At 31.6% G+C, this 22522-nt stretch carries 25 protein-coding genes and 2 tRNA genes; 17 read left to right on the top strand and 10 right to left on the bottom strand.

Annotation, left to right across the window (positions count from 1 at the left end):
- Positions 1–38: 38 nt before the first annotated feature.
- The 6 genes from tilS (at position 39) to HNP65_RS04405 (ending at position 5172) form a co-directional block, all read left to right on the top strand.
- Positions 39–1322, top strand: coding sequence for a tRNA lysidine(34) synthetase TilS (gene tilS / locus HNP65_RS04430; RefSeq protein ID WP_184619122.1), 1284 nt, complete (start codon positions 39–41; stop codon positions 1320–1322).
- Complete coding sequence (gene ftsH, locus HNP65_RS04425) at positions 1319–3175, top strand: ATP-dependent zinc metalloprotease FtsH (protein ID WP_184619121.1); 1857 nt, start codon at positions 1319–1321, stop codon at positions 3173–3175. The genes tilS and ftsH overlap by 4 nt, the downstream gene beginning before the upstream one ends.
- A complete protein-coding gene (locus tag HNP65_RS04420; RefSeq protein ID WP_184619120.1) occupies positions 3138–3533 on the top strand; it encodes a thioesterase family protein in 396 nt (131 codons plus the stop codon). The genes ftsH and HNP65_RS04420 overlap by 38 nt, the downstream gene beginning before the upstream one ends.
- Positions 3517–4899, top strand: coding sequence for a B12-binding domain-containing radical SAM protein (locus tag HNP65_RS04415; protein WP_184619119.1), 1383 nt, complete (start codon positions 3517–3519; stop codon positions 4897–4899). The genes HNP65_RS04420 and HNP65_RS04415 overlap by 17 nt, the downstream gene beginning before the upstream one ends.
- 65 nt (positions 4900–4964) lie before the next feature.
- Positions 4965–5054 (top strand) — tRNA-Leu (locus tag HNP65_RS04410).
- Positions 5055–5095: 41 nt separating this feature from the next.
- Positions 5096–5172 (top strand) — tRNA-Met (locus HNP65_RS04405).
- Positions 5173–5924: 752 nt separating this feature from the next.
- Here HNP65_RS04405 and HNP65_RS04400 read toward each other — a convergent pair.
- The 10 genes from HNP65_RS04400 to kal are packed head-to-tail and all read right to left on the bottom strand — an operon-like array spanning position 5925 to position 14806.
- On the bottom strand, positions 5925–6221 hold the full coding sequence (locus HNP65_RS04400; protein WP_184619118.1) for a hypothetical protein: 297 nt from the start codon (positions 6219–6221) through the stop codon (positions 5925–5927).
- Positions 6218–7003, bottom strand: coding sequence for a lysine 5,6-aminomutase subunit beta (gene kamE / locus HNP65_RS04395; RefSeq protein WP_184619117.1), 786 nt, complete (start codon positions 7001–7003; stop codon positions 6218–6220). Before kamE ends, HNP65_RS04400 begins: the two co-directional genes overlap by 4 nt.
- A gap of 3 nt (positions 7004–7006) precedes the next feature.
- Positions 7007–8563: a lysine 5,6-aminomutase subunit alpha gene (gene kamD / locus HNP65_RS04390; RefSeq protein ID WP_184619116.1), complete on the bottom strand. Its 1557-nt coding sequence runs from the start codon at positions 8561–8563 to the stop codon at positions 7007–7009.
- Complete coding sequence (gene kamC / locus HNP65_RS04385) at positions 8541–9902, bottom strand: lysine 5,6-aminomutase reactivase ATPase KamC (RefSeq protein WP_184619115.1); 1362 nt, start codon at positions 9900–9902, stop codon at positions 8541–8543. Before kamC ends, kamD begins: the two co-directional genes overlap by 23 nt.
- Positions 9899–10870: a lysine 5,6-aminomutase reactivase subunit KamB gene (gene kamB / locus HNP65_RS04380; RefSeq protein WP_184619114.1), complete on the bottom strand. Its 972-nt coding sequence runs from the start codon at positions 10868–10870 to the stop codon at positions 9899–9901. Before kamB ends, kamC begins: the two co-directional genes overlap by 4 nt.
- Positions 10867–11277 (bottom strand): MaoC/PaaZ C-terminal domain-containing protein, encoded by a 411-nt coding sequence (locus HNP65_RS04375; protein WP_184619113.1) that lies wholly within the window; start codon positions 11275–11277, stop codon positions 10867–10869. The genes kamB and HNP65_RS04375 overlap by 4 nt, the downstream gene beginning before the upstream one ends.
- Positions 11274–12545, bottom strand: a complete 1272-nt coding sequence (gene kamA, locus HNP65_RS04370; protein ID WP_184619112.1) for a lysine 2,3-aminomutase — start codon at positions 12543–12545, stop codon at positions 11274–11276. The genes HNP65_RS04375 and kamA overlap by 4 nt, the downstream gene beginning before the upstream one ends.
- A 12-nt stretch (positions 12546–12557) precedes the next feature.
- A complete protein-coding gene (kdd, locus tag HNP65_RS04365) occupies positions 12558–13595 on the bottom strand; it encodes an L-erythro-3,5-diaminohexanoate dehydrogenase (RefSeq protein ID WP_184619111.1) in 1038 nt (345 codons plus the stop codon).
- A gap of 4 nt (positions 13596–13599) precedes the next feature.
- Positions 13600–14418, bottom strand: coding sequence for a 3-keto-5-aminohexanoate cleavage enzyme (gene kce, locus HNP65_RS04360; protein ID WP_184619110.1), 819 nt, complete (start codon positions 14416–14418; stop codon positions 13600–13602).
- Between the two features lie 4 nt (positions 14419–14422).
- A complete protein-coding gene (gene kal, locus HNP65_RS04355; protein ID WP_012579568.1) occupies positions 14423–14806 on the bottom strand; it encodes a 3-aminobutyryl-CoA ammonia lyase in 384 nt (127 codons plus the stop codon).
- 249 nt (positions 14807–15055) lie between these two features.
- On the opposite strand from kal, the gene HNP65_RS04350 reads away from it, so the two are divergent.
- From HNP65_RS04350 to secG, 11 genes are all read left to right on the top strand, one after another.
- Positions 15056–15877 carry a peptidoglycan DD-metalloendopeptidase family protein gene (locus tag HNP65_RS04350; protein ID WP_184619109.1) on the top strand — a complete coding sequence of 274 codons (822 nt, stop codon included), beginning with the start codon at positions 15056–15058 and terminating at the stop codon, positions 15875–15877.
- Between the two features lie 2 nt (positions 15878–15879).
- Positions 15880–16662 carry a 50S ribosomal protein L11 methyltransferase gene (locus tag HNP65_RS04345; RefSeq protein ID WP_184619108.1) on the top strand — a complete coding sequence of 261 codons (783 nt, stop codon included), beginning with the start codon at positions 15880–15882 and terminating at the stop codon, positions 16660–16662.
- A complete protein-coding gene (locus HNP65_RS04340) occupies positions 16635–17165 on the top strand; it encodes a DUF501 domain-containing protein (protein ID WP_184619107.1) in 531 nt (176 codons plus the stop codon). Before HNP65_RS04345 ends, HNP65_RS04340 begins: the two co-directional genes overlap by 28 nt.
- On the top strand, positions 17162–17620 hold the full coding sequence (locus tag HNP65_RS04335; protein ID WP_184619106.1) for a 23S rRNA (pseudouridine(1915)-N(3))-methyltransferase RlmH: 459 nt from the start codon (positions 17162–17164) through the stop codon (positions 17618–17620). Before HNP65_RS04340 ends, HNP65_RS04335 begins: the two co-directional genes overlap by 4 nt.
- Before the next feature lie 9 nt (positions 17621–17629).
- Positions 17630–18208, top strand: a complete 579-nt coding sequence (gene rdgB, locus HNP65_RS04330) for an RdgB/HAM1 family non-canonical purine NTP pyrophosphatase (protein WP_184619105.1) — start codon at positions 17630–17632, stop codon at positions 18206–18208.
- The gene (locus tag HNP65_RS04325) at positions 18205–18690 is read left to right on the top strand and encodes a hypothetical protein (protein WP_184619104.1); all 486 of its coding nucleotides are present in this window, start codon (positions 18205–18207) and stop codon (positions 18688–18690) included. The genes rdgB and HNP65_RS04325 overlap by 4 nt, the downstream gene beginning before the upstream one ends.
- A 13-nt stretch (positions 18691–18703) precedes the next feature.
- Complete coding sequence (gene crcB, locus HNP65_RS04320; protein WP_184619103.1) at positions 18704–19081, top strand: fluoride efflux transporter CrcB; 378 nt, start codon at positions 18704–18706, stop codon at positions 19079–19081.
- Positions 19078–19395: a DUF190 domain-containing protein gene (locus tag HNP65_RS04315; RefSeq protein ID WP_184619102.1), complete on the top strand. Its 318-nt coding sequence runs from the start codon at positions 19078–19080 to the stop codon at positions 19393–19395. The genes crcB and HNP65_RS04315 overlap by 4 nt, the downstream gene beginning before the upstream one ends.
- Positions 19392–20426: a THUMP domain-containing class I SAM-dependent RNA methyltransferase gene (locus HNP65_RS04310; protein ID WP_184619101.1), complete on the top strand. Its 1035-nt coding sequence runs from the start codon at positions 19392–19394 to the stop codon at positions 20424–20426. The genes HNP65_RS04315 and HNP65_RS04310 overlap by 4 nt, the downstream gene beginning before the upstream one ends.
- Positions 20427–20439: 13 nt before the next feature.
- Positions 20440–22218, top strand: coding sequence for a TIGR03960 family B12-binding radical SAM protein (locus HNP65_RS04305; protein WP_184619100.1), 1779 nt, complete (start codon positions 20440–20442; stop codon positions 22216–22218).
- A 61-nt stretch (positions 22219–22279) separates the two neighbouring features.
- Positions 22280–22510 carry a preprotein translocase subunit SecG gene (gene secG / locus HNP65_RS04300; protein ID WP_184619099.1) on the top strand — a complete coding sequence of 77 codons (231 nt, stop codon included), beginning with the start codon at positions 22280–22282 and terminating at the stop codon, positions 22508–22510.
- The last annotated feature ends 12 nt before the right edge of the window (positions 22511–22522 follow it).

Raw genomic sequence — 22522 nt, 5'->3', positions numbered from 1 at the left:
TACTAATATGAAAAATGGCAAATGGAAGAAGGTGAAGAATGTTGACACTATTGGAGAAATTCATACAGAAAATTGAGGAATATAATTTAATAGAAGAAAATGACAGAATATTAGTGGCGGTTTCTGGGGGAGTTGATTCATCAGTTCTTTTAAACTTATTAGAGAAGGTACAAGATTATTTTAAATTTAGTATTTTTTGTGCAACAGTTGATCATGGTATTAGAAAAGAGTCAAAAGAAGAAGTAAAATTTGTTTACAATATGGCGCAATCACTTAATGTTGAATGTTTTATAAAAGAGTTTGATGTTCCATTATACGCAAAAGAGAATAAATTATCAATAGAAGAGGCAGCAAGAAAGTTGAGGTATAAATTTTTGAATGAACTTGCAGAGAAAATTAATGCAAATAAAATAGCAACAGCTCATAATTTGAATGATCTAGCTGAAACTGTACTTTTTAGACTTGCGCGTGGTACTGGTCCATTTGGTATATACGGAATGAAACCTAGAAATGGGAATATAATACGTCCCCTTTTGTTTTTTGAAAGAAAAGAAATCGAGCAATTTGCAACTGAAAACAAAATACCGTTTGTGATTGATAAAACAAATTTTGATACAAAATATACAAGAAATTTTATTAGGCATAAGATTATACCTATTTTTAAAGAAATTAATCCCTTATTTGAACAAGCTGTGTTAAGATTTGTAGAAAATGTATGGGAATTGGACAGTTTTGTGGAAGCAAAATTAAATGTTGAAACATTTGAGTTTGAAGGAAGAATATTTTTTAGAGTACCAAAAGATGAATATGTTCTTGTAGAATTTATAAGAAGAAAAACAATGGAGCACTTTGGAAGAGCCCCTGATAAAGAAAAGCTGGATAGATTGAAAAAGAATCTTTATAAGACATCTTTTAAAATAAGTTTTTGGGGGAATTATGGAGTTGAAATTTCATACGGATATGGAGTTTTAGGAAAATTTATGGAACATATGAACTATGAGTATAGTATGGACTGTCAAAATAATGTTAATTTTGGCCCATTTGTGGTTAAATTTGGAAATAATGGTATAATATTTAAGAAAATGGATATAACCATTAGAAATTATAGATTTGGAGATAAAACAAAGGGAGGTAAGAAATTAAAAGAAATATTTGTAGAAAAAAAGGTTCCTTCATTTATTAGAAGAATTATTCCTGTTTTTGTGGATGAAGATGGTTATGTATTTTATATTCCAAATGTGTTTCTTGATAGGGATTATTTAGCAAAAGAAGAGAATGGAATAGCAATTAAGGTGGAAATGAAAGGAGGTTTTTGGTTTTGAATAGAGGAATTGGTTCGATAATAATTGGGTTGTTGATTATTTTAAGCCTATTTTGGATTTTTGAAAGTGTATTTTTTGGCGGAGCATCGTCAGATGTAACGATGCATTATAGCGATTTTCTTAAGAGATTAAATTCAGATTCAGTGGATATTGCAGAGGTAGTTATTAAAGATGATGGAAACGTGTTGTTAAAAACAATTTCAGGAAGACGATACAATGTCTATGCTCCTTGGGTGAAATATGATATTGATTTGATTAATTCAATGGTTAAAAAGGGAATAAGAGTTACTGCTGAAAAAGGTGTGGACAGCTCATTCTGGGTAAATCTTGTGGGAAATTTACTATTTTTTGTTTTAATGCTTGTAATGTTCGGCTTTTTGATAAGAGGACTTGGTGGTAGAAACAATCAGGCATTTACTTTTACAAAAAGTAGAGCAGAAAAAGTAATGCCTGGTAAAAAGAAAATAACTTTTAAAGATGTAGCAGGTGTTGATGAAGCTGTAGAAGAGCTTCAAGAAATAGTAGAATTTCTAAAAAATCCTGGAAAGTTTAACAAAATAGGTGCAAGAATGCCTAAAGGTGTGCTTTTGGTTGGGCCTCCGGGAACTGGAAAAACCTTACTTGCAAGAGCAGTTGCAGGTGAAGCCAACGTTCCATTTTTCCATATAAGCGGTTCTGATTTTGTTGAGTTATTTGTCGGTGTTGGTGCTGCAAGGGTTAGGGATTTATTCAATAAAGCAAAGGAAAGTGCACCTTGTATAGTATTTATAGATGAAATTGATGCGGTAGGAAGACATAGAGGAGCAGGTCTTGGTGGAGGGCATGATGAAAGAGAGCAAACACTAAACCAGCTGCTCGTTGAAATGGATGGATTTGATGTAAGAGAAGGTATTGTTGTAATGGCTGCAACAAACAGACCCGATATACTTGATCCTGCTCTGTTAAGACCTGGTAGATTTGATAAGAAGGTGATAGTTGATCCACCAGATGTAAAAGGAAGAGAAGAAATATTAAAAATTCATTTGAGAGGGAAACCAATAAGTGAAGATGTTGATGTAAAGGTTTTGGCAAAAAGAACAACAGGATTTGTTGGAGCTGATTTAGAAAACCTTGTAAATGAGGCGGCCCTTCTTGCGGCAAGGGATGGAAGAGATAAGATGAATATGACTGACTTTGAAGAGGCTATAGATAGAGTAATAGCTGGACCAGCAAGAAAATCAAGACTTGTTTCAGAAAAACAAAAGAAAATAGTAGCATATCATGAACTTGGGCATGCTATAGTTGGCACGGAACTTCCAAATTCAGATCCAGTTCACAAAATATCAATAATTCCACGTGGTCATAGAGCATTAGGTTTTACTTTACATTTACCAGCGGAAGACAAGTATTTGATCAGTAAAAATGAGCTTTTGGACAATATAACAGCTCTCTTAGGTGGAAGGGCGGCAGAAGAAATTGTCTTTGGTGATGTGACAAGTGGTGCGGCAAATGATATTGAGCGTGCAACTGAGATGGCAAGAAAAATGGTTTGTGAACTTGGAATGAGTGAAAATTTTGGGCCACTTGCTTGGGGAAAAACTGAACAAGAAGTCTTTCTTGGTAAAGAAATTGCTAGAATGAGAAATTATAGTGAAGAAGTTGCAAAAATGATTGATAGTGAGATACAAAATATTGTTGGAAGATGCTACAATAAGGCAAAAGAGATATTGTTGAAGCATAGAAAAAAGATGGATGAACTTGCTGAAATTTTATTGGAAAGGGAAGAAATAAGCGGTGAAGAATTAAGAGAGCTTCTTGTTAAGGGGGATGAAAGATTTGTGGAGGAAGATAGAGGGGATAAGCAAGACGATTGATTTTACTCCTGATGAAAGTTATCTTTGGGATGAAGATGATGAGATGAGAAATTATCATTTTGTTTCTTCTTCTAGTCTTGCTCGTGTGGCTTTTAAACTTGGTGCGGATATGGTTAAAGATTTTTTACCTGAGGATTTGATATCAGTTGTGTCAGAGTTTACTGTAAAACATTATATGCCGGTAGTTATTGGAGCTAAACTTGTTGTTGGTGTGAGAGTAAAGTCGGTTGATGGAAATTTGATAAATTTTTCCGGTTTGATTACCAAAGACAATAAAAAAGTTGCGGAAGTAGAATTTACTCGAGTTATAGTTTCAAGAAATTATCTTAGGAGGAAAGCAGTTGAGGAGACCACGTAAGAGTGATGATTTTAAAGAGTATTCATATGTAAAAAAATTTAGCGATTCTGAGATAAGATTAAACAGTATTAATGGCAACCGTGGGGTTGCCTTAATTTTTCCAAATAATTATACTGTTGCTGCAAGTTCACTATCTTGGAGTTGGGTTCAGCAGCTATTTTGGGAATACAATACCCCAGTGGAAAGATATTTTTATGAAAGATGGTTTAAAAAATTTTATTCAATAGAATCTTTTACTCCACTTGATGAAAATAAGGTTTTTTTATTTTCTTTTCATTTTGAACCTGATATTGAAAATATAGTGGATATATTAAAAAAACAGGGGATACCAATTTTAAAAAATCAAAGAAATGAAAATCATCCTACTATAATCGTAGGTGGAGCAATAACCTTTTTTAATTTAGAACTTGTAAAGCCTATTGCGGACGTTATAGTAATCGGAGATTTAGAGGATAAAGTTGAGCAAATCTCAGAGGGGATTAATATTTTACTAAAGGATAAAGAAAGTGGATTAGAGTTTTTAGAAAAAATTGAAAATGTAATAGTTAATGAGCAAAAAAATTACACGTTAAGTAATTTTGATATATCAAAAAAGCTTCCCGCTTCACACATTATTACTAGATTTTCAGAATTTGGAGAAAAAAGGCTTATAGAAATTGGACGTGGATGCATAAGAAGATGTAAATTCTGTGTTATGGGAAATACAAAAAAGCCTGTAAAGTTTGTAAAAACAGATCTTATAGAAGAATTATTAAAAGATGAAAAATATCCAATTGGTATAATTAGTGCGACTATAACAGATTATCCATGGCTTGATGAATTACTCGATCTTTTGGAGTACTATAAAATTAAATTTTCGGTATCATCTATGAGGGCAGACGGAATTACAAAAAGACTTTTAAGGCTTTTAAAACAAAGTGGTCAAAATACATATACGATAGCACCAGAAGGTATTTCTCAAAAAATTAGAGACGTTATGTTAAAAGATCTTAATGAAGAAGAATTGTTAACTGCTCTTGAGATGGGAAGAATGGAGAAATTTTCAAGTGTTAAATTGTATTATATCGTTGGTTTTGATGAAGAAGATAATGAAGATTTTAATGAACTTAAATCTTTTATTGACAAGGTAAAAAAGCTTGGATATAAATCTATTACTTTAAGTATTAATCCTTTGATTCCAAAGAAAAACACACCATTTTATGGAAGAAAATTTATAAGTGAGAGAAGGTATAATGAAATAAGGAAGTGGATGTATGAAAATTTAAAGGGAGTAAAACTTCACTTTGAAAGTTATAAAATTTCTAAAAAGCAGAATTTATACAATAATATTAGTTTTGAAGAATTAATAAAACTTTTTAGTAAGTAATTAAAGAGAATATCAAAAAAGATATTGACTAATTAAAAATTTGTGATAGAATAGAAAACGGTGACGCCGGGGTGGCGGAATTGGGAGACGCAGCGGACTTAAAATCCGCTGGGGGTTACACCTCCGTGTCGGTTCGAGTCCGATCCCCGGCACCACTTGAAAAAAATGGAAGTTTTGTTATAATAGATATAGACGGTGCGGGGTGGAGCAGTCTGGCAGCTCGTTGGGCTCATAACCCAAAGGCCGCAGGTTCAAATCCTGCCCCCGCTACCAGATAAGGAAAGCAGACGACAAGTCTGCTTTCTTTTTTTATTTTTTAGTTTTTTGCTAAAATGTATATAGCAAAGTTAAAATCGAAGGGAAAATCTATGAGGAGAGATATCTGTGATTTATGAAATGTTCATTGAAATATTAAAAAGTTTAATGTGCAATAAAATGAGATTTTTCTATGATTAAAATAGTAATTGGAGTGAAGTCCAATTAATGATTTTAATTCTGAAGATAGTTTAAAATTTACAGTGGATATGTAATTATTTGTGAACAAAAAGCTTTTTTCTAGATTAATTTTTTTACTAAGCCAAAAACAATGATGTTATAGAATAAACAAATGTGAATTGGAAACTTTTATCTGTTTCAAATTTAAATGGTAAAGATTAGTATGAAAGTTATGTTTGATAATATAGTTTAAATAATAGAATGCTTAATTTTGTTTTTTAGTTATAACTAGATTTTGTTTCTTGTTGGTAGTGAGTATGAATATTGTATTAGTTTCTGTTACAGAAAGAATGAGTGGATTAAAAGGGTAATAGATATGAAAATTCTAATATTAGCTTTGAATGTTAATTAAGTTTCCTATTTAACTGTAAGTGTTGGAATAATTGAAGTAAATATTGTGATGGTAATATTATATAGCAGAGCTTATTGCGTTATTTTTTAAATTTATTAAGTGTAATTAAATTTTTCAAATTGGTTAACTTGTTGATGTATTAAGACATAAACAAAGCCCTATGGAGTTTCCATAGGGCTTAAAATTCAAATACAAAGACTATTAAAAATTTGTAATCTTTAAATTTGTGAACTTTGTATAGCATTATACCATATATATCTGCAAGTATATCGTAAAAATCACATATGCCATTTTTAGATAAAAGATCATAGACTTCTTTTACAATTCCTATTGAAAAAGTAATAACTTCACTTTTATCTGAGAAGGTTGAGAAAAAAGATTCTAAAATGCTTGATACATTTATATGAAGTAATTTGTCATCTGAAAAGCAAGATATGGCAATCAGAATTATAGCTATTAAAACTAACCTTTTCATTTTGCTTGCATTCTTCTATAAAGTTCTTTTGCAACAAAAGCACCAACATGTTCTGCAAATGTATTTGGGCCAAAGCCTGCATCATATCCAAGTTCTTTTGCAAGTTCGTGTGTAATTCTTGGACCACCAACAACTAATATAACGTTATCGCGAATTCCTTCTGCTTCAAGTAGCTCTACTAATTCTGTTAAGTGTTTTATATGAATATTTTTTTGTGTAACTGTTTGTGAAACAAGCAAAGCATCAGCTTTTACCTCAATAGCTTTTTTAACAAATTCTTCAACAGGAACTTGACTTCCCATATTGTAAACTTCGAACATTTCATATCTTTCTAGTCCATAGTGTCCTGCAAATCCTTTCATGTTTAAAATTGCATCGAGACCGACCGTGTGTGCATCGCTGCCAATTGTTGCACCTACAATCACTATTTTTCTTCCAATTTTTTCTTTTATAAATTGATCGATTTCATACATTGTCATTTCATCAACTTGAACTTTTGGAACATGTATACTTTCATAATCGACTGTGTAGATACAGTCTCCGTAACCTATAAAGAAGGTAAAACCTTTTGTAAGTTCTTTTGAAAACACAACTTGTGGATTTTCAAGCCCCATTTTTTTCATAAGTATTTTTGCTGCCTCTACTGCCTCATCTCCATATGGAACTGGCAAAGTAAAGCTAACTTGTACTTTTCCATCGTTCATTGTATCTCCATATGGTTTTACTGCTTTTAGATTAAGAGTTTTATCTATATTTTTCTTTTCAAGATTGTATCCACTCATATTTTAGCACCTTCCTTCTAACATTTTTTCGATAAATGGGTTAATATAATTTTTTCCTTTTAAGAAAACGCCATCGAGCCCTTTTCCACCATCAATTGGTCTTTTTACATTTGCAAATACACCTTTGCTTAGAGCTTTAAACAACCCATCTTCGGCAATTTTTTCCAACAATTCTATTGCTTCATCAAGTACTTGTTTTGCTCTTTTTTGAATAATTCCGTCTTCTTTAAAGTAAATTTCATCACCAATATTTCTCATGTTGTTGAATATATATTTGGCAGTTTCAATGGCAAGATATCTATCTGACATAAATGGAGTGTGAATAGCTTCTGTAAGCATACCAAGAAGTTGTATTCCTTGCTTGGTCCATATAGATACAACGTTAAACATAGCATCTTGAACGATTCCTTTGAAAATATTTCCAGTCATGTATTTTGTTGGAGGCATGTACTTTAGTGGGGCTTTTGGGAATATTTCTCTGGCCATTTGAGCCTGTGCAAGTTCATATAAAAATCCATTTTCTATATCCGGATTCATTTCAAATGCATGGCCCAGCCCCATTTGTTCTTCAGGAATTCCTGCCATTAATGCAAGTTGTTCGTTTATAAATTGTGAGGCAAGTACAGTGTGTGCCTCTTCATATGCGTCAGCAGTTGTAAGATAATTGTCTTCTCCAGTATTTATTATTATTCCTGCATATCCGTTGATAACTCTTGAAAAGTGTTGATCTATTATTGTTCTTTGCATATTAATATCTCTAAAGAGTATTCCATACAATGCATCATTCAACATCATATCCAATCTTTCAAGTGCACCCATTGCAGCTATTTCTGGCATACATAGTCCGGAAGCATAATTAACCTGACGTATATACCTTTTAACTTCGTATGAAACTTCATCAAGAGCTTTTCTCATTATTCTAAAGTTTTCTTGGGTTGCATAAGTTCCGCCAAATCCTTCAGTTGTTGGACCATATGGAACATAATCAAGCAAGCTTTGTGCCGTAGAACGTATTACAGCTATAATATCTGCTCCTTGTTTTGCAGCTGCTTGAGCTTGAACAACATCTTCGTATATATTTCCAGTTGCAACTATAACGTAAAGATATGGTTGTTTTCCTTCGCCAATTTCTCTTATCATTCTTTCACGCGTTTCTTTGTTTTCTTTTATTTTATTTATTGTCTGATTTACATAAGGTTCTAGTGTGTCAAGAACTTTATCTAAAGAATTCATTTTTAACTTTCCTATATTCAATTTTTCTTCAGCAATTTCTTCGGCAATTTGTTGAGGTGAGAGCCCTGTTTCAATAATTGCGTTGCCAATACAATATGCTGCTCCCATTTCAAGTAATCCATTTTCTTTTAGATGATCAACTACAACGTTTGGAAGAGGCACGCCTTCACCATTTACTCCATCAATTCCCAAGAATCTGCATATTGTTCTTTCGATTGACGTTGTAGAACGTGGCTCAACAAATTCTTTTACTCCATCAGCGATCTTTTTAGAAAGCTTCCTTGCGTATTCAACTTTTTTAAAATCAAGACCTAATTTGCTTTTCATCAGTTAATACCTCCTCAACTTTAGAAACTATATCATTATCTATTTTTAAAATTTTAAGTATCTTTAAAGCTTCTTTTGGTGGGTTATAAAGCTGAACTTCTTCAATTGAATAATCGAAATAGTCCTGAATATCTTTGCTTGTGTCTATTTTTTCAACATCCTTTAGTCCTTTGATCCTTAAATGCCTCATTTTTTTGTCGATAACATTATCAAAATGTGTTGAAATTACGCAGATAACATTTTCTTTGTTGAAAAGATTTGATATGGTTTTTACAATAGCACTACCTTCAGTTGGATTTGTTGTCCTTGCAGGTTCGTCTAAAAGGATAAGTATTTTTTTGCCGCTTTTTATTTCATTATATATGTTATTTATTATTTCCATTTCGGCTGCAAAGGAAGAAAGTCCAAGTTTTATATTTTGAAAATCTCCAGAAACAAAGAAAATTTCATCAAAAATTGGAAGTTTAGAAAATTCGGCTGGAACGTAGAACCCCATTTGAAACATCATCTGGGATAGTGCAATGGTTCTTAAAAGTACAGTTTTGCCTCCCATATTTGCTCCTGTTATTATCTGAGTTCCTGGATTCAAAGTAATATCAATTTTTTGGAATTTTTTTCCTCGCTCATTTAATAAATTTTCAACCTCAGGGTTGAATAATTTTTCATATATTATTTCAAAAGACCTGTTTATCTGTGGCATTTTTAAGTTTATTTTTTTAGATAATTCATACTTAGAAATAGATAAATCAAGAAATGAAATTATTTGAAAATTTTTAAGGAGTTTATTTGAAAATTTATGTAGTTTTTTAGATAGTTGTTCACAAATTTCTCTTTCAATTTCTTTTTCTTTTGAAAGGATTTCAAGTAATTTACTTTCATCATTTTCACTTTCTTTTATTTTTCTTATCTCTTTTAGATTTTTATCGTACTCTTCATATATGTAAAATGTAGGAAGTCTTTCACCGCGTGGATCAAGTATTTTTATAACCTCTTCAATATTTTCCAAATTGAAAATATTGTAAATTTCTAAAATATTAAGTAATTTAAACAAGTCCTGTGAAAATATTGAAAAAACTTTTATTTGGAAAAGCTCAATTTCATCGAGAGTGTATTCAAAATTTAGCTTTTTAATTGTTTCTTCTATATCTTGAATGTGTGAAAGAATTTGTTTGATTTTTTCAATGTTTTTTTCTTCAATGTTATTAAAAACTTCAATTGCTTGAAGACTTTTTTCAATTTCTTCCTTGTTATTCATTATTTTTATGTTTTCAAATGCTTTTTTGCCAAGTGGTGATGAAAAATCTAATTGTTTTCTTATGTAGTCAAAACCTGTATTCATATGTTATCAACCTTTCTGATATTTACTACTGGGATCTCAATTTCTTTTGAAATTTTTTCAATTAAAACTTCCTCATTTATTTGATAACCATATGGTGAAGTTGGATTGACAGTAATAAGGCATAGGTTTGGTTTGTTTAATACAAATATGTTTCCCCCAAGTTTTTTAAAGAGCTTAAGTGTAGAAGATTTTGCGAAAATTTTTGAAAAATCTTTGACAATTATGTCTAATATTATATTTTTGTCTATAAGTTTTTTAACAAAGCTATCTGTTAATGCACCTATGATTATTATTTCTTTTTCCTCTTTTAATTTATCAAAATCTTCAAAATTTAAAGTGCTCTCACCCAGTAATTTAAGATCTTTTAAGTAAATTCCCTTTTCAAGGTTTATATTGTTTAGGTCATTAAATTTGCATCGTGGAAGATTAATTTTGTAGATTAGATCTATTGTTTTTGATGCGATCTTTTCTACATCAAGGCTAACTGCTGCACCTGTTGCAAGAACTATTGCATCACTGATTGAAGAACTGCTTATTCTTGAAAGGGCACCATCTATTAGTATCTTTTTTGCACCAAAATTAAATAATTTGTTTTTAATTTCATTTAACCAATCAATTGTAGTAGGCCCGGCAAGAATTATTTTCCCTCTTTCTCTTGCACGGGCTATTATTATTCTTCCAGTAGATGTCCTCCTGTCTGAGACATAAAGAATTTCTGCTGAAAAATTTTTCATTTTAAAATATTTTTCTGTTGTGGCAAAGATTATATTTTTTTCTACAAAAATATTAGGTTTTTTGGTAAATGTTACCTGATCTTTTTCTTCACCATCAATCCCTATTGAGGTAATTCCCAAAGTATATCTTTTATTCAGATTTTTAAGTAGAAAATTAAATGTTTCAGTTTTTCCTGTGTTTTTTTCAAGCCCAACAATTGCTATAACTTTATATTTGTCAAATGTTTTAATCATAGAAATTTCAATGACACCATAGCCTCCCCTTCTACTGCAAGTTCTCCAGATTCTTTATATATATTTGTTAAAAGTTTTGCTCTCTTTTTATTATCATCCTTTTCTACAATTTTAACTACTATCTTTATTTTTTCACCAATATAAACTGGTTTTAAAAATTTGGCATTTTGAGACATGTAAATTGTTCCAGGACCTGGGAATTCCATTCCAAGAACTGCAGATATATATCCAAGAAGTAAAATTCCATGAGCAATTCTACCACCAAAAACTGAATTTTTTGCGTATTCTTCATCAAGATGTACAGGATTTTTATCTCCAGTTATTTGAGCAAAACTTACAACATGTTGATCTTCAACAACCTGAAATTTTTCATATGTATCCCCGACTTTTAAATCGGAATATTTCACTTTTTTTCACCTCTTTTTTCTTTCCATTTTCTAATTCTTTCATGTCTTTCAAGGTGAGCAGGCTCCATTGAGATTTTTTTGCTATCGTATAATGAAGCAATACCACTTAATTTGTATTTCTTTCTGTATTCACTGTCATCGACGTCACTTTCAGTGTCTTCAGGTTCATGATATGCTACGATAACACCTTCATAGTTTCTAAGGATTGCTGTTTTATCAGAATAAGAAATAAGGTATTCTGGCATAAGGCGGATTTTTCCACCACCTGCGGGAGCATCTACAACGTATGTAGGAACACAAAAACCGGAGGTGTGTCCTATTAAACTTTCAATTATTCTAAGGCCTGTTCCAATAGATGTTCTAAAATGTGAAATTCCCTGTGAAAGATCACACTGGTATAGATAATACGGCCTTACTCTTATTTTTACAAGTTGGTGTACAAGTTCCATCATGATATATGGACTATCGTTTACTCCACGGAGTAAAACAGATTGATTTCCAAGTGGAATACCAGCATCTGCTAGCATTTCACATGCTCTGGAGCTTTCAGGTGTAATTTCTTTTGGATGGTTAAAGTGCGTATTGAGCCATATTGGGTGATATTTTTTTAACATATCAGTTAACTCTTTTGTTACTATTTGTGGAATAACAACGGGAGCTCTCGAGCCAATTCTAATAATTTCAACATGTTTTATTTTCCTTAGTTCCTTTAAAATATATTCGAGCATATCAATTCCAGCAAGTAATGCGTCACCACCAGAGAGTAGAACATCCCTAACCTGTGGCGTTTCTCTTATGTATTCAATTGCTGCATCTATTTCTTTTTTTGTTCTTGCTCTATCGTGTTGACCGGCAAATCTTCTTCTGGTGCAGTGTCTACAGTACATTGCACACATATCAGTTACAAGGAGCAAAACTCTATCGGGATATCTGTGGGTGAGTCCTGGTACAGGAGAATCTTCATCTTCATGCAAAGGATCCACCATATCCCACGGTTTTACTTCGAGCTCTTTTACAGTGGGTACAGCTTGTCTTCTGATAGGACATTTTGGATTATCTGGATCCATTAATGATGCATAATATGGAGTTATTGCCATTCTGAGTGTTTTTAAACTGTTTCTTATTCCATCTTCTTCTTCAGGTGTTAAGTTAATTACTTGTTTTAATGTGTCAACATCGGTAATTCTGTTTCTTATTTGCCATTTCCAATCGTTCCATTCTTCTTCGCTAACGTTTTTCCAAAGTGGAATTTCTTTGTAATTTCTCATGCAGCTTCCCCCTTAACAATATTTTTCTTCAAAGAGTTTTCTTATTTCTTTTGATTCTCTCAGTATATTTAAGCTTAACTCTGCGTGTCCTTTTGTGTAGCCATTTCCTATAATCATAGTTACATCTTTTCCAACGCCTTCTGCACCAAGTGCAGCTCTTGTAAATGATGTAGCCATACTAAAGAAATAGATAATTCCTTCATCTTTTGTGATAAGTATCGATGACATTTCAGTTGTTGGAACATTTACGTTGTTTATGGTTACATCTGCAAGTTTTCCACCTGTAACTTTTAAAAATTCGTTGTAAACTTCTACAGGTTTTGTTGCATCTGTAACAATTACATCATGGGCTAGATTTAATTTTTTAACCTTTTCAGCGTTTTCTTGAGAATATTCAATTGCTATTACCCTGCCACTACTACCAACATTTTTCATTGCTTGATAGCAGCACAATAATCCTGATTTACCACCAGCACCAATTATAGCAACAGTCATACCTTCTTTAACTAGTTTATTTACTTGAGCTGGTGCCCCAGCAACATCTAATACTGCAAGTGCAAGTTTTTCTGGAATATCATCTGGGAGTTTTGCGTATATTCCTGTTTCAAATAAAATTGCTTTTCCTTTTATATCAACCTGATCAGCATCGATCTTAATATTTAGTATTTCGTCAATTTTAAGCGGGGTTAGAGACAATGAAACTAGTGTAGCTATTTTATCACCGACTTTGAGATCTGTTTTTAAATCGCTTCCTATTTCTTCTACTATTCCGATTAGCATTCCTCCGCTACCTGTTACAGGATTTTGCAACTTTCCTCTCTCGTTTACTATAGAAAGAATTGTTTTTTTCATACATTCAATGTCTTTATTACATGATTCCTTTATTTGTGTAAAACTTGCAGAATCAACATTCAATGTTTTTACATCAATTAATATTTCGTTTGTGTATATTTCCATTGTATTATCAATTTTTTTTGCTGCCTGTGGTAAGGTACCTTTTGGTTCTATTACTCTGTGAGTTCCATATGGGCATCCTCTTTTATTTATCATTGCTTCACTCCTTTCTTATTCCTAGTATTTTTCTTGCTTCATCTGGCGTTGCAATTTCCCTTCCCAATTCTTTTGCTATTCTTACAATCCTTTCTACTAATTGAGCATTGGACTTTGCAAGTTCTCCTTTTTTATAATAGATATTATCTTCAAAACCAACTCTAACATGACCACCCATTAAAATTGCATGTACTGCAAGTGGTAATTCACATTTGCCTATTCCAGCAACGCTCCATGTAGAACCGGGCGGTATTTTGGAGACTAGATAGACAAGATCTTCAATTGTTCCTGGTATTGCTCCTGGAACCCCCATTACAAAATCAAAGTGTAAAGGAGGGTTTAGAAGCCCTTTGTCAACAAGTTTTATTGCAGTTTCAATCATACCTCTTTCAAACACTTCAATTTCAGGTTTTATGTTTCTCTTTTTCATTTCAATTGCAAATTTTTCGATATATTCCATTGGATTTAAAAAGACGTCATTTCCAAAGTTGCATGTTCCAGCACTCAATGTTGCCATTTCTGGATTGGTAAGTAATGGCTGCATTCTTTCTTCAAAAGTATGCCAGGTTGCACCACCTGTAGAAGGTTGGAAAATGATATCACACTTTTTTTCAATTTTTTCTTTTATTTTTTTGTATACTTCATACGATTGAGTTGGAGTTCCATCATCTAATCTTGCATGAACATGTGCAATTGATGCACCAGCAAGGTAGCATTCATATACCGCATCTGCAATTTCATCGGGAGTGATCGGTAAATTTGGTTGCTTTTCTCTAGTAACTTCCGCACCGGTAACGGCAACTGTAATTATGAGTTTTTCCATATTCTCACCTTTTCCTTTGCTTTTCTAATGGTACAACACATGTACCACTTGCTTTACATACAATTATAGGTTCTTCTAAAACGTCCGCTGCACTGTCATTAATATCTGGTCTTGCAGTTATAACCTTTTTTGCAACAAAGACCATTTTTCTTGAAGTTCTTCCCACCTCAACTATTTCTCCAGTGACCTCAATAAAGTCACCAGCATATACAGGTGCTAGAAATTCAATGTTATCGTACGCTCTAAAAAGGCCTTCATCACCATCATGCCTGATGAGTAATTCAGTTGCTACATCACCAAAAAGTTGCAATATTTTCGCGCCATCAACAAGATTTCCGCCGTAATGGGCGTCTGCTGTGCTCATTCTTACTCTAATGGTTGCAGTCATGAGTATCCCCCTTTTTTATTGTCAATATTTACATTATGTATATTAACAATTAATTATAAATTTGGCAAAGGTTGTTAATATTTGTTAAAATTGATTAATATTAAATAACTTATTTAACTGTTTTTTTGCGCATTTTTTCGAATGTGCTTTTTTTAACTAAGGTAATTTTATTCTGACTTTTATCAATTTGTATTTTTTGTAGAGTATATGATAAAATAATTTCTGTAAATGGTGAAAGGAGTGTATAAGGTGAATAAAAAAGTTTTAGCAATATTCTTTTTTTTGATAGCTGCAGGTTTATTTGCAAATTATTATATTTTGAATTACTATATTCAACCGGGAGACACTCTTTATTTAATTTCCAAGGAATTTAATGTATCACCTTCGGTTATACTAGATTGGAATGATATTGATCCATATCATCTCAAGGTGGGACAATCAATAAAGATTCCGCAACCAAATGGAATAATTTATGAAGTAAAGCAAGGAGACACTTTGTATGATATTTCCTTGCGTTTTTTCACAACAGTTGATGCTATTAAAAAGGCTAACAATCTACTAAGTAATTTTATCTATGTTGGCCAGAAATTGTTTATACCAATAGATTATGTTGGTGTAGCATTTAATGTATATGATAAAAGTTTTATTTGGCCTGTATATGGAAAGATTTCTTCAACATATGGTTGGCGTGTGCATCCTATATATCATAGAAAATCGTTTCATACTGGTATAGATATAGCAGCCCCAGAGGGGACTCCGATTTTTTCTGCTACAAATGGGGTAGTAACTCATGCAGGAGAGTATGGTGGATATGGACTGGCAGTAATTGTAAAGTACGGAAACTATGAGATAGTTTATGGCCATATGTCTAAGGTTAGTGTTTATAAAGGGCAAACCATAAAGAAAGGGGAACTTCTTGGAAGAGTGGGTTCAACAGGAATTAGTACAGGCCCTCACTTGCATTTTGAAGTAAGAATAAATGGAAAACATACGAATCCTGTTGCATTTTTGCCATCTTATGGCAGAATGTACGTCCTAAAAGATCAAGGGCTATATTTAGGTGGTGAGTAGATTTGAATAAAGTATTTAACGAATTTGTTTACAAAATTTTTCAAGATCAAGTTGAAAAAATTGAAGAGTACTTTTTTGAAAATAATATAAAAAATTATTATTTTTATGAAACAAAAGAAGGTACTTTTTTGGTTTTGGTTTTTGAAGAAAACCAAGAAAATGTTTCTCTACCATTTAACTTAGAATTTGTTGAAAATAGAACAACAACTTCTGAAGATTGGGTGAAAAATTTAATTACAAAGCCTTTTGAATTTATTGAAGGAGTTTATGTTGATCCAGATCATAACAATGTAGATGGAAAGATAGTTATTAGGATCACCCCAGGGCTTGCATTTGGAACAGGGCTTCATGATACAACAAAACTTAGTGCAAAGTTTTTAAAGAAATATTTAAGGCCAGGAATGGATGTTTTGGATTTAGGTTGTGGTAGTGCTATATTGAGTATTTTAGCTAAAAAACTTGGAGCTGGTAGAGTTCTTGGAGTGGATAATGATCCTTTAGCTGTTGAAGCAGCAAAAGAAAACGTTGAAAGAAATAATGTTGATGTTGAAATAAGACAATCAGATTTGTTTTCAAACGTTGATGGGAAATATGATTTGATTGTTTCAAATATAATTGCAGAAATATTAATTGAAGCGTTAAAAGATTTACCAAAATATCTAAAAGAAGATGGGATAGTTATTTTATCTGGAATTATTGACTCCAAATTACCACTTTTTAAAAATTACAACATAGTTGAACATTGGAGGAGCAATGAATGGAATGCTTTAGTGATAAAGATGTAAGAAAAATTGTTGAAAAACAGTTGTCAATTAATGCAACAAATTTTTGTAAAGTTGCAAAATTTTGTTCATATGGTTTCCCTCAGGTTATAAAAAGTCTTCCAATAAAAGATGAAAAGCCATTTCCCACTTTGAATTATCTGGTTTGCCCGTATCTTATAAAGGAAATATCTCGCCTTGAGGAAAAAGGTTACATAAAGAAATTTCAAGATGAGGTAGAAGCTAATAAAGAGCTTAGAGAAAAATTAGTAAATGCTCACACGAAGGTCATAGAAGAACGGGATAAATTTTTTGAAAGAGACGATTTGAAAAAGTATGAGCAGTGGAGAAATGTTTTAAAAAGTGTTGGAAGTGGTGGTATAAAAGATTTTACTAAAATAAAATGTTTACATCTTCATCTTGCGGACTTTCTTGCAGGAATTGAAAATCCAATAGGAGAAAAGGTGGCAAGTTTATTAAAATCGCTTGAATGTGATGATTCATATTGCAAGAGGTTTTTAGAATGAATGTAGAAATAGTAGTTCCTGGAAAGCTTTCTAGTCATTTGCAAAACGCTTTTGATTTTTATTTAAAAAAACTAAAGCGTTTTGCAAATTTAACTGTTACGTTTACAAAGCTTGGTGGAGATGTTAATAGAGAATCAAAGCAGGTAATTTTAAGGCGGGAAAAAGATGAAATTTTAAAAAAGGTTAAAAACAGAAAATTTATTTTAATAGATCTTCATGGAAAACAAATGGATAGTGTTTCATTTTCAAATTTAGTTGAAAATAAGATGTTATCAGGGGAGATATTATTTGTTATAGGAGGACCGCTTGGTATAGATGATGAATTAAGAAAAAAAGCAAGTTTAAAAATCTCTTTGTCTAAAATGACCTTTACTCATGAATTTACACTTGTTATACTTTTAGAGCAACTTTTTAGAGCATTTAAAATCATAAATAATGAAAAATATCATTATTGAGGTGATAATGTGATTTATGTAGCAACAACAAATGAGCATAAAGTTCACGAAATTATGGATATTTTGAGTGATTTTAATGTGGAATTATTAAAATCGCCAAAAAAAGTTGATGTTGAAGAAGATGGGAAATCTTTTTTTGAAAATTCAGTAAAAAAAGCCTACTATTATGGAATGGAGTTAAATAACCCTGTAATTTGTGATGATTCAGGACTTGTTATAAATGCTCTAGGTGGAATGCCTGGAGTTGAAAGTGCTAGATTTATGGAAGGCTACAGCTATGAAGAAAAGATGAAAGAACTTTTAAGACGGTTGCAAAATTTTGATGATAAAAGTGCAAGTTTTGTTTGTGTTGCAACATATTTTAACCCAAATAGTGGGGTTTTAATTTCTGCGCAAGGAATAGTAAACGGAACGATTTCCGATAATATAAGAGGTAAATTTGGATTTGGATATGATCCATTCTTTATACCTGAAGGCTATGATAAAACTTTTGGAGAACTTGGTGAAAGTGTAAAAAGACAAATAAGTCATAGGAGTGGAGCTTTTAGAAAGTTATTTGAATTATTGAAAAAGGTGGGAGAGATTTGAGAATTCTTCTTTCAAATAGTTTTTTAGTGGAGGAATTTGAACCAGACGTATGGGTGACTAGTGATTTTGAAAATTTGCAAATTCCATATACTCTCTTTTATAATGGACAGGCCGTATTTATTTACGACCATTTTAAGTTCGTAGATACTATTTTGAATAATTCAGAAAAGATAATAGACTTTGGGTTTTTCAAAGCTGGCATATTGGTTGGAAGTTCTATATCGGTTGCTGAAAATTACTTGAAAGATGTAGAACTTTTTATAGTTTTTGATAAGACAAACTATACTAGTAAGTTTTTACTTAGAAAAGCTCAGACTATTGTGGCAAGTGATATTTCAGGTAAGACAATTTTATCTTTGTTTATTTACAAAGACAAAACTAACTATATAAAGACTTTACCAAATATTGGAATAGTTGATGACAGTATGTCGCATGTTTTGTGGGAAAAAGAATTTAAAGAAAGTAAAAGAGTGGAGATATAAGGAGATGAAGTAAATGAAGATCTTGTACGTTGCATTTGGTGGAGCTTTGGGTGCTGTTTCAAGATATATGATTTCAAAGTTTATTAATTCATCTTTTTCATTTAGTTTTGTCCCTTGGGGGACAATTTTTGTAAATATAGTTGGATCTTTTTTACTTTCTTTTCTGATGTTTTTGAGTATTTCAAAAACTGATATATCACAATCCTTTATACTATTTTTTGGAACAGGTTTTTTGGGTGCATTTACAACGTTTTCAACTTTTGCATATGAATTTTTATCAATATTTTTGACTCAGCCATTGAGAGCAATTATTTATTTTATTGCAAATATCTTTTTAGGATTTTTTGCGGCAATCTTGGGTATGTTTTTGGGTAGGGGGAGAATATTATGAAGTTGCTTAGAGTTTACCTTGGAGAAAAAGATTTTGAAAAAGGGATTCCAACTGCTGAGTATATAATGAAACTTGCCTATAAAGAGGGGATGAAGGGTGTTACTATATTGAAGGGTATAATGGGATTTGGTAAAAAGAGGCATATTCACAGAAGTGATTTTTTTAGTATTTCAGAAGATTTACCTGTAGTTATTGATATAGTTGATGAAGCTGAAAAGATAGATATGTTTGTTGAAAAGTTAAAAGAATTAAATTTTGATGGCCTTATAGTTGAAATACCTGTGGTAGCTCATTATATGGAGTCAAAAAAATGAAATTAATGATAACTTGCACTGCAGGTCTTGAAGGTGCAACGGTACTAGAATTAAAAAATTTGGGTTATAAAATTGTAGATTCGCAATCAGGAAGAATATACATTAAAGGTGAATTAAAAGATATCCCTAGGCTTAATATGTTTCTTAGAACCGCTGAGAGGGTATATATTGTTTTGGCACAAGATAGAGTTGAAACCTTTGATGAACTTTATAATGTAATTTATTCGGTGAATTGGGAAGAGTTTGTTGATGGAAAAGTTTTAATCTCTGATGTGTCTGTAAGAAATTCTAAACTATCTGCAAAAGGTGCTATTATTTCAGTAAGCTATGCAGCAATTAATAAAAAGATTTCAAGAAAAACTAATAATATTTATCCGATCAGGTTAATTATTAAAAACGATATCCTACAAGTTTTGCTTGATACTACAGGAAAAGATGCATTAAGTAAAAGAGGATATAGGCTAAAGACTTCAAAGGCTCCATTAAGAGAAACTATAGCTGCTGCTTTGGTTCTTCTTTCAAGATGGGATAAAAAATCTAGTTTTATTGATCCATTTTGTGGGAGTGGAACAATTTTAATTGAAGCAGCACTTTATAAAGAAAATATTCCTCCATCTTTTTTGAGGCATTTTGTATCCGAAAAATGGAGTATTTTAAAAGATTATTGGCCTAAGAGAAAAAAGTATAAGGTTAATGCGGACAATTTATTTGGATTTGATATTGATAAAGAAGTATTAAAAGTTGCAAAGGAAAATGAAAAAAGGGCAAATATAAACGGGATAATATTTGAAAATTTGGATTTTAATAATTTAACAAAATTTGAAAATTGTTGGGTTGTAACTAATCCCCCTTATGGTGAAAGATTAAAGAATGATATTGATTTTTCAAAGCTTTGGGATATTTTTATTGATTCAAAAATTTATATACTCTCTCCAGACACAAGCTTTGAAAGGCTTGTTCAAAAAAAGGCAAGAAAAAAAATCAGATTTCAAAATAGTGGTATATGGGTATGGCTTTATATGTTTTATTGAAGAGGAGGAAAATATGATAAATCGATTTTTGCATAATAATCTTTTAAAGGTTCAAAAGCCTGCAAGATACATTGGTGATGAATACAATGTTGTAAAAAAGGATCCAAATGGAAAGCTTAGAATTGCACTTTCGTTTCCCGATGTGTATGAAGTTGGAATGTCCCATTATGGATTAGAGGTTTTATATCATTATTTGAATCAATTTCAAGATTTTTATGCTGAAAGAGTGTTTTTACCTTGGGTTGATATGATTAATTTGATGAAAGAGAATGATATCCCACTTTTTACGTTGGAAACTAAAACTCCAGTAAGAGAAATGGATGTGCTTGGAATTTCCTTAGAATATGAACTTGCATTTACCAATGTTTTAAAACTTTTAGAATTAGCAAAGATTTCAATTGAAGCTGAATATAGAAAGAACGATGATCCAATAGTTGTTGCAGGTGGGCCTGTTGCTTACAATATTGAGCCTATTTCTAAAGCGTTTGATGTTGTATTTATTGGTGACGGAGAGAAAAATTTAAAAGAGTTATTCGAACTACTATATTACACAAGAGGGGAAGATAGAATAAAAAGATTAGAAGAGGTAACAAAGATACAAGGAGTTTATGTTCCAATTTTTTACAAACAAATTGGGAAAAAGATTGTACCAATTGGAAACGTTCCAAAAAAAATAAAAAAGAGTGTTATTGAAGATTTAGATAAAGCAATAGTTCCTATAAAACAAATACTGCCAAATGTTCAGAGCATTCATGATAGAGCAGTTATTGAAATTAGTAGAGGTTGTACAAGGGGATGTAGGTTTTGTCATGCAGGGTATGTTTATAGACCAGTTAGACAAAGAAGTGTTGAAAATATTGTTGAAAACGCGAAAAAAATGTTGAAAGAAACTGGATATGAAGAATTATCTTTTTTATCTCTCTCTGCAATGGATTATACAGCGATAAATCAAATTGTTGATAAAATTATTTCATATTCAATTGAAAATAAAATTTCTATATCTATTCCATCAACACGTGTTGATGCATTAAATATTGAGATTATGTCGAAGATCGCTTCTGTTAGAAAACGTGGAATAACTCTCGCACCAGAAGCAGGTTCTCAAATAATGAGGGATAAGATTAATAAAAATATAAATTTTGAAGAAATTTATAGCAGCGCTAAAAGAGCAAAAGAGGCAGGCTGGAATAGAATAAAATTGTATTTTATGGTAGGTTTTGATGGAGAAAATGATAGTGACATTGAAGATATAGGAAGATTGTTGATGGAGATTAAGAAATTAAAATATAGGGATATTACCGCTTCAATAAATCTTTTAGTTCCAAAACCACATACACCAATGCAATTTGCAAAATTACAACTTCCAGAATATACTGAACATGTATTTTCAATTTTGAGAAAGTATAGAAAATATGCTAAGATTGATGTTAACGATGGTAAAAAAAGTTTTATTGAAGGATTATTGTCTCGTGGTGATAGAAAATTGTTTGAAGTTATAAAGATAAAGTATAAAAAATCCTATTATGATGAGTGGACTGAGTTTTTTAGTTTTGAAGATTGGATGGAATCATTCAAAGAAGCAAAAATAAATTATAATGAATACATAGGTCCGTTTACTTTGAAGGATGAATTTGCTTGGGAGCACATAGATAGTGGAGTAACAAAGCAGTTTTTGTGGAAAGAATATAATAAATATTTAAATGGAGATATAACTAAAGATTGCAGATTTGGTGATTGTAGTTTTTGTGGTGTGTGTCAAATTTTGAAGGTGGAAAATAACCTGAAGGTTTGATTTGATAGATGGTATATGATATAATAAGGCTTAGAAAAAATAATATTTGGAGGTGCAATTGATGGGTACAGTTATGCTTGTTGTTCACGCAATTATTAGTGTAGTTCTTATTTACCTTTCTTTAAAGCAAATGGGAAAATTTGCCGAACTTGGTGGAGCATTTGGTTCAGGTTCAATGAACACTATTTTTGGTAGAGAGAAAGGTCTTGACGCAGAGGGGAAATTAACAGTTTTATTTGGAATATTATTTTTTGTATCAAGTATTTTAACAGCATTTTTTATTTCTAGATAAAAAGTTTTTAGA

The organism is Thermosipho japonicus, from assembly GCF_014201655.1.
Taxonomy (GTDB): Bacteria; Thermotogota; Thermotogae; order Thermotogales; family Fervidobacteriaceae; genus Thermosipho; species Thermosipho japonicus.
Note: the sequence above shows the minus strand (reverse complement) of the source record. Positions and strands in the feature narration are given on the sequence as shown.

Excerpts from the sequence above, each read along its gene's own strand:
- kamA (WP_184619112.1), bottom strand. The coding sequence starts at position 12,545 with ATGAGAAATTACAAAGAAATTCCACTTTGGAAAAACGTTAGCGAAGAA.
- kamB (WP_184619114.1), bottom strand. The coding sequence starts at position 10,870 with ATGATTAAAACATTTGACAAATATAAAGTTATAGCAATTGTTGGGCTT.
- kdd (WP_184619111.1), bottom strand. The coding sequence starts at position 13,595 with ATGATAAATAAAAGAGGATGCCCATATGGAACTCACAGAGTAATAGAA.
- tilS (WP_184619122.1), top strand. The coding sequence starts at position 39 with ATGTTGACACTATTGGAGAAATTCATACAGAAAATTGAGGAATATAAT.
- HNP65_RS04400 (WP_184619118.1), bottom strand. The coding sequence starts at position 6,221 with ATGAAAAGGTTAGTTTTAATAGCTATAATTCTGATTGCCATATCTTGC.
- kce (WP_184619110.1), bottom strand. The coding sequence starts at position 14,418 with ATGGAAAAACTCATAATTACAGTTGCCGTTACCGGTGCGGAAGTTACT.
- kal (WP_012579568.1), bottom strand. The coding sequence starts at position 14,806 with ATGACTGCAACCATTAGAGTAAGAATGAGCACAGCAGACGCCCATTAC.
- HNP65_RS04335 (WP_184619106.1), top strand. The coding sequence starts at position 17,162 with ATGAATGTAGAAATAGTAGTTCCTGGAAAGCTTTCTAGTCATTTGCAA.
- HNP65_RS04310 (WP_184619101.1), top strand. The coding sequence starts at position 19,392 with ATGAAATTAATGATAACTTGCACTGCAGGTCTTGAAGGTGCAACGGTA.
- kamE (WP_184619117.1), bottom strand. The coding sequence starts at position 7,003 with ATGAGTGGATACAATCTTGAAAAGAAAAATATAGATAAAACTCTTAAT.
- crcB (WP_184619103.1), top strand. The coding sequence starts at position 18,704 with ATGAAGATCTTGTACGTTGCATTTGGTGGAGCTTTGGGTGCTGTTTCA.
- HNP65_RS04340 (WP_184619107.1), top strand. The coding sequence starts at position 16,635 with ATGGAATGCTTTAGTGATAAAGATGTAAGAAAAATTGTTGAAAAACAG.
- HNP65_RS04315 (WP_184619102.1), top strand. The coding sequence starts at position 19,078 with ATGAAGTTGCTTAGAGTTTACCTTGGAGAAAAAGATTTTGAAAAAGGG.
- kamC (WP_184619115.1), bottom strand. The coding sequence starts at position 9,902 with ATGAATACAGGTTTTGACTACATAAGAAAACAATTAGATTTTTCATCA.
- HNP65_RS04305 (WP_184619100.1), top strand. The coding sequence starts at position 20,440 with ATGATAAATCGATTTTTGCATAATAATCTTTTAAAGGTTCAAAAGCCT.
- secG (WP_184619099.1), top strand. The coding sequence starts at position 22,280 with ATGGGTACAGTTATGCTTGTTGTTCACGCAATTATTAGTGTAGTTCTT.
- kamD (WP_184619116.1), bottom strand. The coding sequence starts at position 8,563 with ATGAAAAGCAAATTAGGTCTTGATTTTAAAAAAGTTGAATACGCAAGG.